The organism is Carnobacterium sp., from assembly GCF_049673005.1.
Classification (GTDB): domain Bacteria; phylum Bacillota; class Bacilli; order Lactobacillales; family Carnobacteriaceae; genus Carnobacterium_A.
The window spans coordinates 1-12,329 of record NZ_JBATXB010000007.1 but is presented as its reverse complement, the minus strand read 5'-3'; the positions used below and the strand labels follow the sequence as shown (position 1 = coordinate 12,329).

Here is a 12,329-nt window from a genome sequence, read left to right as displayed (position 1 = left end):
TTTGTTTCTTTTGGTCCGACCCTTGGCCGAACCGCCGTTCACAGTTTATTGTTTTACTTTGTTCAGTTTTCAAAGGTCTAATTTGTTTGCGTTGTCGTTTTGACAACTTCTAAATATTACCAGATGCTGATTAACTTGTCAACAAATTTTTACTATTTGTTTTTCCTTGTTGCTGCGATCTCTCGCTGCGACATCTACTAATATAACAGCTTGTTAAACTCACGTCAACTGTTTTCTGAAAAGAATTCATTTAATTTTTTTGTCATCTTAATTCTTACTCATCCTATTACCTATTATACTTCATTAACTAAAAATTATTTACCACTACATTTAAGCACACTTTTCCGTAATTATTTAGTAAATTATATATGCATAATTAATAGTTTTATTAGTATATTTATTCTTTTAAACTTAATTAAAAAAAGAAGGAGCTACAGTAAAGTAGATTCCTTCTTTCTTTTCAAAAAAATTATTTCATTCTTTCTTTCAAAATACCATCTTTCATAACATATACTTTGTCACAACGATCAATCAATCGCTCATCGTGTGTAACCATAATTGTTGCTTTATTTTGCGCTTTTGTTTCACGCGCTAAAATATCTACTACTTCAAAAGCTTTTTCTGAATCCAGACTAGCTGTCGGCTCATCGGCTAAAACAACTGAAGGATTATGATACAATGCTCTCGCAATTGCTGCACGTTGGCGTTCCCCACCAGATAAGTCACTTGGGTATTTTTTCTTTAATCCCACTATCCCTAACTCATCTAATAACGCATCACTTTTTTCAGCATCCATTTTGCTTTTATTGACTTTATTAACTAATTTCAATTGATCCTCAACAGTTAAAAAAGGGACTAGATTGGAAGCTTGAAGGATAAAGCCTATTTCTTTGAAGCGCAAAGCAGCACGTTTTTTTTCTGTAACTTCACTAAATTTATTTTCTCTAATCAAAACTTTTCCTTCTGAAGGAGTCTGAAGCCCGCCTATTATAGTAAGAAGTGTGCTTTTACCTGAACCACTTGGTCCAATAATAGCCACAAATTCACCAGCCTCAACACTAAAATTAGTTTCCTTTAAAGCGTCAACTTTTGTATGTCCTTCACCAAACGTTCGTGTTACACCAATTAACTCAATTAATTTCATCATCTATTCCCTCCTTTATCCTATTGCTTCTAATGGATCAATTTTAACAACTGTCCTTACTGAAAATAAAGCTCCTAGTACAGCGACAACGATTAGTAAGGTTGTAATCGCTGCTAAGAAAATAATATTGGTTGTATAAGGTACTGCGGCTGGTAAAGCTAAGCCTGTTACAATAGTCAATATCAATCCTATTCCTACACCAACTACTGCTAAGATAAAGGTTTGAGCGACAACTGATTTAGAAATATAAAAATTAGAAATCCCTTGCGCCTTCATAACACCAAATAAACTTGATTTTTGTAACGTTAAAACATAAATGAAGATACCAATGACAACTGCTGCTATAACTATTAAGAATCCAATCATTAATCCAAAAGTTAAAACTTGCGCTGTATAACCAGGTATTTTATTAATATAGTCTTTAATTGGGTAGACAGCTAAATCATTTGTTTCTATATCTACTCCATCAACGGAATTGTTCTCTCCACGTACAATCACTGCACTAATTCTTCCAGCATCGCTACTATCTGATTTTTCAAAACGAACTTCTTGGTAACTAGAGATAGTTGTGTACAGAACCGGGGCAACATTAAACTTAGCATTTTTTGTAAACCCAACTACTTTTACTTTTTTGTCATTTCCTGCTAATTCCAATGTATCACCGATATTTATATTTTCTTCTTCTTTTAGACTTATATCTGCAACTACTTCATCATCATTCGAAAAGGCTTTTCCTTCTATCACTTCTGGCATGATAAACTGTTTTGAATCAATTCCAAAAAAAGTTACATTAACTTTATTTTCATCATCATTTTCTGACGTTCCAGACTTCCTAACAACACTAGAAGCTTGACCTAAAAAGGCTACATTCTCACCTTTCACTTTTTTAGCTTGCTCTAATGTCATCATCGACATATTGATATTGGTATTAGACTCATCCGTTAGTACAATCCCATCAGCTTCCCACTTATCGATACTTGTTCGATTATCCTGCGCTAAGCCATAAGCTAGACCTACTAAAAAAAATACTAAGTACGAAACTAAAACCATTACGCCAATGATTAATGCGAAACGCGTTTTAGAATGTTTCATTTCTCTCCATGCTAAAAACATTCAATCACCCTCTTATCTTTATTTTTATTTGTTCAAGTAATGCATCCCTTGATTTTATTTCAATCCATAACAACTTTTATACCACATTAGACAACGAAATAATATCTATATGCTCACTTATATTATATACTGTCCTATTTCAAAAAAAGAATCTTTATTATAAATGATACTAATAATTTTTTCTTAAAATCAATGAACCGTTACATCAGTCTATTTTCTTGATTTCCCATAAAATTTAAGTGTGTAAGCTATCTGTTCATATAAGATTAATGAAGTATGCTATACTTAATCCACTAATTTAAAAGGAGTGGACAAGTATATGCAACAAGAAATAAGTAACTTTAATTATTATAACCCTACAGAGATTATTTTCGGGAAGAATCGGATTCCTGAATTAAAAGACTTAATTTCAACTGATAAAAAAGTTCTTATCACTTACGGTGGCGGGAGCGTTATAAAGTTTGGTACACTTGATCGCATCAAATCAGCTTTATCAGAACATCAAGTTGGAGAATTTGGTGGAATTGAAGCGAATCCTACTTTCGAAACAGCGATGAAGGCTGTTGAACTTATAAAAAAAGAGAACTATGACTTCATACTAGCAGTTGGAGGCGGTTCTGTTATTGATGCCACTAAATTTATTGCAGCAGCAGTCAAATTCGATGGCAATCCGATTGATATATTCGGTGGCGGTATAGGTAAAGGACTACCAATTGCTTCAGCTTTACCATTTGCGACAGTGTTAACTTTACCTGCAACTGGCTCTGAAATGAATGCTGGCTCCGTCATTACTTTTAAAGAAAAGCAAGCTAAATTAGGGTTTGGTAGTCCTTTTGTCTTCCCAACCTTTTCAATATTAGAACCAGAAATCACTTATAGCCTGCCAAAGCGTCAATTGGCTAATGGTATTTTAGATGCTTATATCCACATCATGGAACAATATCTGACTTATCCAGTTGGTGCAATGGTACAAGATCGTTACTCTGAAGGTTTATTGCAAACGTTAATTGAGATTGGTCCCGATGTTATTGATGAAGACAACCATGATTACAATTTGCGCGCTAATTTCATGTGGACAGCAACTAACGCTTTAAACAAAGTCCTCTCACCTGGAGTTCCTCAAGACTGGGCTTCTCACCAAATGGGTCACGAAATTACAGCGTTATATCATACCGATCATGCTAGAACGTTAACAATTGTTCTTCCAGCTTTGTTAAAAGTTCGTAGACAAGAAAAAAGAGAAAAACTCTTACAATATGCTGAGCGTGTATGGCATATCACTGCTGGTACAGAAGACGAAAAAATTGATGCTGCTATTGAAAAAACAACCGCATTCTTTAAGAGTCTTGGAGCACCAACATCTTTCAACGATATTGGCTTAGGCGAAGAAGTTATTGAACCTTTAGTTGCCCAATTAGAAAAGCATCAACAAATAGCTTTAGGTGAACACCAGTCTCATGATTTAGCAATCAGTAGAGAAATTTACCGTACAGCCCTAAAATAGAAACCAAATAAAAAGATAGAGAGTAAAGCACCGGGGTGCTTTACTCTCTATCTTTTTTTATTTTTATTTGATTAATTCGTAAATAGCTTCAGCATAAATACTCATTGCATTCATTAAATCATCAATTGCCATAAATTCATTTGCTTGGTGCATCGTATCAATGCTATCAGGGAACATCGCGCCATAAGCAACTCCACGGTCGAATAAGCGACCGTAAGTCCCACCACCAATTGTTTGTTCTTTAGCTTCAAGACCTGTTTGTCTTGAATAGACATCTAATAAAGTTTTAACCAAAGGATCTTCTGGTGAAACATAATGAGGTGTTTGTTCTTTCCCTCGACCTAAAGTAACTCCATAATGACCTAATTGTTTATCTAATTCAATTTCAATTCCTTCAATGCTAACTCCTTTAGGGAAACGGAAATTCAGTGCAATTGTTCCACCATTTTCAGGAGTAAAAGTGAAGACTCCTGGGTTCATTGTTAAATCACCCATAACGTCGTCTACATAATTTAATCCTAACTTCTCAGCTCTTGAGTCTTCATGGAAGAATTCTGCAGTCATCTCAAGGTAAGACTTAGCATCCCCACCAAATGAATAGTTTGTTAGGAATGTTGCTAGGTAAGTTGCCGCATTCACTCCGCCACGAGGCTCCATGGCATGAGCAGCTTTTCCGTTAAGTTCAATGGTGACTTTATCCCCTTCAACCGTTACTGTACCTGTCACAGGTTTATTTTCAACGAAGTCATAGAAATCTTTTTCGATTTTTTCTGCTTCTTGACTAGTAAACACCGCTGTTGCATCTTGGGGGACCATATTTTCACGTAACCCTGCATCAAAACTAATGAGTTCATTTTTTCCGCCTTTTACATTTCCTTTGGTATTTACGTGCATAGTTAGTATTCCTTTTTCTCCATTTATAATTGGAAATTGAGCATCTGGTGAAAAACCAAACTCTGGTTTTTCTTCTACTTCAAAGTAGCGGTCCATACACATCCAACCGCTCTCTTCGTCTGTTCCAATAATAAAACGAACACGTTTAGATACAGGTAAACCTAAATCTTTGATAATTTTCAAAGCATAATAAGCCGCTACTCCTGGACCTTTGTCATCACTTGAGCCACGAGCATAGATGCGACCATCTTTTATAACAGGTTCAAAAGGATTTGTTTCCCAACCTGAACCAACAGGAACAACGTCAACGTGTGCTAAAACTCCTAAAGTTTCAGCGCCTGAACCGTATTCAATGTGTCCTGCTAAATGATCAATATTTTTAGTGATAAAGCCATCGCGTTCTCCTAATGCAAGAAAAGCCTCTAGCGCTTCTTTAGGGCCAGGTCCAACAGGTGCTTCATCTGTTGCTTTACTGTCATCGCGAACACTATCAATTTTTAAAAGCGAAACCAAATCTGTTAAGAATTCCTCTTTACGAGCAGATACTTCATTTTTCCAATCTATAGCCATGTACTCAACACTCCCATCTTTATTTCAACATCTCTATCATATCACTTTTTATCTTACATACCAATATTCCAATTGTTTTTTCAAACTATTTTTAATCATACAAAGTGATTTTTCGACTCATTGTCTCTATACTAAATACAATAAGCAACGAGGAGGTCTATTATGAACTATTTAACTAAAAAGACGGTTCAATCTTTAATTCCTATTCGGAAAAAATCGAGTTATAAAGGCGATTATGGAAAAGTACTCTTGATTGGCGGCAACGAGTCCATGGGCGGAGCTGTCATGTTAAATGCACTAGCTGCTGTCTATAGTGGCGCAGGTCTGGTAACTGTTGTTACTGCAAAAAGTAATCACGCAGCCTTACATGCTCAACTTCCAGAAGCGATGGTCATTGATTGGAACAACCAACAGCAGATTGAAGCCCAACTAAACACAGCAACCGTTATTGCAATCGGTTCTGGAATGGGTACCTCTCAAGAATCTTTAGCACTACTCAACTTCATTTTTTCTCATATAACCAACGATCAGCGTATCATCATTGATGGTTCAGCGATTACTCTAATGGCTAAATACAATATAGCTGTTCCTAATCAACAAACCATTTTCACCCCTCATTTAGGAGAATGGAAAAACTTAAGTGGGTTAGAGCCGAGAACACAACTACCCAGGTTAAATCAAATCAAGAGAGATCAATTAAATGCTATTATCGTATTAAAACAACACCGAACAGAAATTTATTTTAAAGATGAGATATGGCAAAACCAAGCTGGAAATCCCGCAATGGCCACCGGTGGTATGGGAGACACTTTAGTTGGTATTCTAGCTGGTATGATTGCACAATTGTCTAATTTAAAAGCCGGAATATTAGTTGCTGTTTTCCTTCACAGCTATATTGGTGATCAGCTTGCCGAGAAACAATATGTCGTCTTACCCTCACAGATCATTCAGCAACTGCCCGTCATTTTAAAAGAGCTGGCTGATTCTAATAATTAATATAAAATAAAGAGGAAGGACAATTAAAAAGTCCCTCCTCTTTATTTTGTAAACTCCTTTAATTCTTTCATTTCATTAACTGTCAGTGGACGATAATGCCCAATTTTCAGCTCATCGTCTAAAACCAAAGGCCCCATTGATAATCGTTTTAAATACAAAACTTTTTTATCAACAGCTTCAAACATTCGTTTAACTTGATGGAATTTCCCTTCATGAATAACGACTTGAATACTCGATTTTTGTTCTACTAAATCCGTGGATAAAACACTCAATTTAGCCGGACGACAGACAAATCCATCTTCTAAAGTGATGCTTCGTTCAAAAGCTTCCACTTCTTTTCCGCCAACAATGCCATCAATAATTGCTTCGTAACATTTATCCACTTCTTTTTTAGGAGAAAGCAATTCGTGAGCTAGTGATCCATCATTCGTGAGTAACAATAATCCTTCCGTATCTTTATCTAATCGACCTACTGGAAATGGATTAGATACTTGATCGTTCGTGTCTAATAAATCAATAACGGTTTTATGCACTTTATCTTCTGTCGCACTAATAACTCCTTGTGGTTTATGCAACATAAAATAATAATATTCTTGGTAAGAAATTGCTTTTCCTGAAACACTAACTACATCTTTCTCAGGATTAATATGAATTTTCCCATCTTTTATAGTTAGGTCATTCACTGTCACTTTTTTACCTTTTATTAATTCTTTAACTGATTTGCGTGTTCCATAACCAGTGTGTGCTAAAAACTTATCCAAACGCATATTGGTTCTTCAACTCCTTAAATCTAAAAGAACTAGCTAATTATGTCTCCATATATCAGCTAGCCTTAGATGATTTACTTAATTCTTAATTTATTTCTTAACCGCGCTACTCTACTACCTAATAAACGATCAGCTAAACGCGTTTTTAAAACTGCATAAAGGTAAAAGTATCCTCCAATAGAAGACGAAACCATCATGTTTATTAATGCTCCAACTCTATCTTTTGGTTCAAAAAATACATACATTCCTTTTTGAATAATCGATACAATTAACGCCATACCTATCGTAATGAGTACCATCAATAAAATACGTCTCATTAAGAAGCTAATATCTAATTTAGTCATCTTATACATTGACCATAACATTAAAAAGACGGTTACTCCGAAACCTAAGATATTAGATACTAACATACCATAAGTACCCAATATCCATAACGCTGGGTATTGGAAGACTAATTTTACAATTAATCCAATGACCATCGCTGACAAAGCTGACTTCGTACGATCAGCAGCTTGAAGTGTTGAACCCAATAGTACAAATAATCCAAGGAAAATACTCATGAAAGAAGACAATTGCAAAATTCCCGTTCCAAATGAACTGTATCCATAAAAAACAGTGTACAGTGGTTTAGAAACCACTGCCATCCCTATTGCAGAAGGCAACATAATAAAGAAAAACAGTTGAATACTATCACTTAATTGCATTCTAACGTCTTTCATTTTATTTTTAGCTAGTAAATCAGCAATCAATGGTACTGATGTTATTGCCATTGATCCTGCTAATGAGATAACAATCATAATCAGTTTATTCGCATTACCTGAAGCAACAGCATAATTATTTTCTATTTGTTTAGCTGTTAGTTCTGTTACATTTTTCATAATCGGTCCAAAAGTAAATTGATCAATGATTTGGAATAAAGTAATTCCTGATCCAATGATAATAAATGGAACGGCTGTCTTAATAATAGATTTAAAAATTTCATTGGTTGATATTGTAATATTATTTTTACTATTAGATAAGTTATAATCTAACTCAGGCTTCTTTTTTTGAATAATATAAAATAAATATAAAATACTAAATAAGGCCCCAATGAATGCCCCGAATGTAGAGGCAGTAACAGCATCTACGACTTCTCCATAAGATACAACCCGAATTAAGTAAACAGCAGCCAGCATAAAAATCACTCGGCCTAATTGTTCAATAAATTGTGATATAGCTGAAGGCGCCATCGTATGATGCCCTTGAATAAACCCTCTTGTCACACTCATACATGGGATAATTAATAGCGCCCAACTAAGTGAACGAATAACTTGTGTCCCATCGCTTATTGATGCTGTTGGACTATTCGCTGCAATGAACGGTGCAATAATGTACATTACAATCGCAGCTACAACTCCTGTTACTGCCATCACTTGTAATCCTTTTTTATAAATATCTTGGCTAATTTTATACTCGCCTAATGCATTATAATGTGATACTTGTTTAGCAATTGCTGATGGTACACCCGCTGTTGCTATATTTAAGAACAGTGCGTATGGTGTATAACCAATCGTATAAAGCGCATTAGCAGAATTGGCAACTTCTTGGTTTCCCATCCATGCCATCCAAGGAATAATATACAACGCGCCTAAAAGACGGGATAAAATACTGCCTCCGGTCATCCAAGCAGAGCCACTAACCATTTTCTCTTTTGATGTTTTTTCGCTGACTGCCTTTTTTCCCTTTACATCATCCATTGACATTTTAATTACCCTACTCTCATACTTTTATCAACTAACATCTATTCTACTTCTTTACTAATTCGGTTGCAATGCATTTACTAAGACACTTGTGTAATTTTACCAAATCTTAAGTTTGATGACCTCTTTTATAAATCGATAAAAAGAACCAAAGAATTAACCTACTCAATTCTTTGGTTCTTTCTATTAATTCGCTACAATATTAACTAATCTTCCAGGAACAACAATAACTTTACGAATCGTTTTATCGACTAACGCTTCTTTTATTTTTTCATTGCTCATAGCTAATTCTTCTAGTTCTTCTTTAGTGATTTCTTTTGGTGCTTTTGCTTTTGCTTTTAACTTCCCATTCAATTGGAAAACAACTTCAATCTCATCTTGAGTTAAGAATGTTTCATCGTAACTTGGCCAAGACACGTAAGAGATACTTTCATTGGTGCTCGTAAGCATCGACCATAGTTCTTCTCCTAAATGAGGAGCAATCGGAGCTAGTAGCTGAACAAACCCTTTAATGTAATCAACAGGCAACGCTTTTGCTTTATAAGCTTCATTCACAAAAATCATTAATTGTGAAATGGCAGTATTAAAACGTAATTGTTCAAAATCTTCTGTTACTTTCTTAACTGTTTGATGATAAACAACATCTAACGATCCATCATTGATTGTTGTAATCCGATCACGTAATTTTCCTTCTTCATCGACCATTAAACGCCAAACTCGATCTAAGAATTTACGACTACCTTCGAGTCCATTTTCATCCCATGCAATTGAAGCGTCTAAAGGCCCCATAAACATTTCATACATACGTAGTGTATCTGCCCCAAATTTTTCTACAACCTCATCAGGATTTACAACATTGCCTTTTGATTTAGACATTTTTTCATTGTTCTCTCCAAGAATCATCCCTTGATTAAACAGTTTTTGGAAAGGTTCTTTCGTTGGCACAACTCCAATATCAAACAAGAATTTATACCAAAAACGAGCGTACAACAAGTGCAACACAGCGTGCTCTGCTCCACCAATATAAATATCAACAGGTAACCACTCTTTAAGTTTCTCAGGATCAGCTATCACTTCTTTATTTTTAGGATCGATGAAACGTAAGAAGTACCATGAACTACCAGCCCATTGTGGCATCGTATTGGTATCACGACGGCCTTTCATTCCAGTTTCTGGATCGACCACGTTGACCCACTCTTTAATATTAGCTAATGGTGACTCACCAGTGCCACTTGGTTTTATGTGTTCTGTTTTTGGCAATAGTAATGGCAATTCAGCTTCTGGTAAGGTCGTAGACGTCCCATTTTCCCAGTGAATAACTGGGATAGGCTCTCCCCAATAACGCTGACGGGCAAATAACCAGTCCCTCAAACGATACGTTGTTTCTGGTTTACCAACTTTATTTTCTTCTAACCACTTATTCATTTTTATTATACCTGCTTCTTTATCTAATCCATTTAAGAACTCAGAATTGATATGCAGGCCATCTTCAAGAAAAGCTTCTTTTTCTATGTCTCCACCATCAAGAACAGGGATAATTGGCAAGCTAAATGTTTTAGCAAATTCGTAATCTCGTTGATCATGTGCAGGAACTGCCATGATCGCTCCTGTACCATACGATGCCAGAACATAATCAGCAATCCAAATAGGCATTCTCTCGTTATTTACAGGATTAATCGCATAAGCCCCAGTAAACACACCAGTTTTATCTTTATTTAAATCTGTTCGTTCTAAATCACTTTTCAAACTAACTTTTTTCAAATAAGCTTCAACAGATTCTTTTTGTTCTGGAGTAGTAATTGTTTTTACTAAGTCTAGTTCTGGTGCCAATACACAATAAGTTGATCCAAATAACGTATCTGGACGTGTTGTAAAAACAGTAAACTGCTGATCTGATTCTTGAACAGAAAATTGAACAGATGCTCCAACAGATTTCCCAATCCAATTTCGTTGCATATCTTTGATGCTTTCAGGCCAATCAACTAATTCTAAATCTTCTAACAAACGTTCTGCGTAAGCCGTAATTCTTAGCATCCACTGTTTCATGGGTTTGCGAACGACTGGGTGTCCGCCGCGTTCACTTTTACCATCAATCACTTCTTCATTTGCTAAAACTGTTCCTAATTCAGGACACCAGTTTACAGCTACCTCTGCTTCATACGCTAACCCTTTTTCATATAATTTAATAAAAATCCATTGGGTCCATTTATAATAATCAGGATCTGTTGTATTAATTTCACGTTCCCAATCATAACTAAATCCTAAAGAATTGATTTGACGTCGGAAAGTTTCGATATTTTTTGCTGTGAATTCTTCAGGGTCATTTCCTGTATCTAATGCATACTGTTCCGCTGGTAATCCAAAAGCATCCCAGCCCATAGGATGTAATACGTTATAGCCTTGTGCACGCTTCAATCGAGAAAGAATATCCGTTGCTGTGTAGCCTTCTGGATGTCCAACATGCAATCCTTGTCCAGATGGATACGGAAACATATCCAATGCATAAAATTTTTCTTTTTCAGCATCTTCCGTTGTCTTAAATGTACTGTTTTCTTTCCAATAATTCTGCCACTTTGTTTCAATTGTCTTATGATTAAAACTCATCTCTTTTATCCCTCTTTCTTTTTTATCTTCATAAATTAAAAAATCGCCCTATGAGGCCAGATAATTACTCTGTTGCTCATAGGACGATTTGACAAGTCAATAATCGTGGTACCACCTAAATTTTCTACATTTCACTTTCATGTAGACTCTTCATACCTTTAACGCAGGCGTTACGGCTTTACTTACTATTGGTTCAGTAAAGCAACATCCAAGGCGAGTTCGAAAAAATTTCTTTATGCATTTCCACCATACATGCACTCTCTTTAAAAGAATTGTTTCTACTATTCCTTTTCTTTGTTTTTAACTATTCACCTTATTCTATCAAATAAAGATTGGTTGAGCAAGAAGAAAAAATACGTCACTATTATTTTTTTACTATATAACTCTCACACAATTAATGATACCTAAAAAAACGTTAGAGCAATTGCTCTAACGTTTTTAACATGTTCTTATTTTTTTAATTTAATCATTTCGTCAGCAACGAATTGTACTTCAGTTCCAACAATAACTTGAATGTTATGGTCTGAAACTTTGTTAATTCCAGCAATACCAGCAGATTTAATTTTCTTTTCATCAACGATAGACATATCTTTAACTTCAAGTCTTAAACGTGTCGTACAGTTATCGATAGAAGTAACGTTAGCGTCTCCACCTAAACCATCATAAATGATCTCTGCTTGACGTTTGAATTTAGCATCTTTTGTAGATGAAGCTGAAACTTTAGTCGTTGAATCAGTAGTTTCTTCAACGATTTCTTCGTCTTCATCGTCTCCACGACCTGGTGTTGCTAAGTTAAATTTAACAATGATGAAACGGAAAATGAAGTAGTAAATTGCAAAGAATACTAAACCTTGTAGAATTAAGAAGTAAGGTTTATTAGCTAAAGGTAAGCTAGAACTTAAGATAAAGTCGACTAGACCAGCACTGAAACCAAATCCTGCTGTCCATTGGAAAGTAGCTGCGATAAATAATGAAATACCTGTTAATACTGCATGAAC

General features: G+C 35.3%; 9 protein-coding genes and 1 other annotated feature. Of the genes, 2 read left to right on the top strand and 7 right to left on the bottom strand.

Annotation, left to right across the window (positions count from 1 at the left end):
- Positions 1-469: 469 nt before the first annotated feature.
- The gene (locus tag WBF61_RS00750) at positions 470-1,144 is read right to left on the bottom strand and encodes an ABC transporter ATP-binding protein (protein ID WP_424253047.1); all 675 of its coding nucleotides are present in this window, start codon (positions 1,142-1,144) and stop codon (positions 470-472) included.
- Positions 1,145-1,159: 15 nt separating this feature from the next.
- A complete protein-coding gene (locus WBF61_RS00745) occupies positions 1,160-2,257 on the bottom strand; it encodes an ABC transporter permease (RefSeq protein ID WP_424253046.1) in 1,098 nt (365 codons plus the stop codon).
- A gap of 319 nt (positions 2,258-2,576) precedes the next feature.
- Between WBF61_RS00745 and WBF61_RS00740 the strand changes: the two genes are divergently transcribed.
- Positions 2,577-3,761, top strand: coding sequence for an iron-containing alcohol dehydrogenase (locus WBF61_RS00740; protein WP_424253044.1), 1,185 nt, complete (start codon positions 2,577-2,579; stop codon positions 3,759-3,761).
- A 63-nt stretch (positions 3,762-3,824) separates the two neighbouring features.
- On the opposite strand, the gene pepV is transcribed toward WBF61_RS00740, so the two are convergent.
- Positions 3,825-5,225: a dipeptidase PepV gene (gene pepV / locus WBF61_RS00735; RefSeq protein ID WP_424253042.1), complete on the bottom strand. Its 1,401-nt coding sequence runs from the start codon at positions 5,223-5,225 to the stop codon at positions 3,825-3,827.
- 162 nt (positions 5,226-5,387) lie between these two features.
- On the opposite strand from pepV, the gene WBF61_RS00730 reads away from it, so the two are divergent.
- Positions 5,388-6,221, top strand: coding sequence for an NAD(P)H-hydrate dehydratase (locus WBF61_RS00730; RefSeq protein ID WP_424253040.1), 834 nt, complete (start codon positions 5,388-5,390; stop codon positions 6,219-6,221).
- Positions 6,222-6,262: 41 nt separating this feature from the next.
- On the opposite strand, the gene WBF61_RS00725 is transcribed toward WBF61_RS00730, so the two are convergent.
- From WBF61_RS00725 to WBF61_RS00710, 4 genes are all read right to left on the bottom strand, one after another.
- Complete coding sequence (locus WBF61_RS00725) at positions 6,263-6,988, bottom strand: pseudouridine synthase (RefSeq protein ID WP_424253038.1); 726 nt, start codon at positions 6,986-6,988, stop codon at positions 6,263-6,265.
- A gap of 74 nt (positions 6,989-7,062) precedes the next feature.
- A complete protein-coding gene (locus WBF61_RS00720; protein WP_424253036.1) occupies positions 7,063-8,730 on the bottom strand; it encodes a putative polysaccharide biosynthesis protein in 1,668 nt (555 codons plus the stop codon).
- A gap of 183 nt (positions 8,731-8,913) precedes the next feature.
- Positions 8,914-11,331: a leucine--tRNA ligase gene (leuS, locus tag WBF61_RS00715; protein ID WP_424253034.1), complete on the bottom strand. Its 2,418-nt coding sequence runs from the start codon at positions 11,329-11,331 to the stop codon at positions 8,914-8,916.
- A 76-nt stretch (positions 11,332-11,407) separates the two neighbouring features.
- Positions 11,408-11,635: a binding site (T-box leader), on the bottom strand.
- Positions 11,636-11,780: 145 nt separating this feature from the next.
- A partial coding sequence (locus WBF61_RS00710; RefSeq protein ID WP_424253032.1) for a glucose PTS transporter subunit EIIB occupies positions 11,781-12,329 on the bottom strand: 549 nt, incomplete at its 5' end.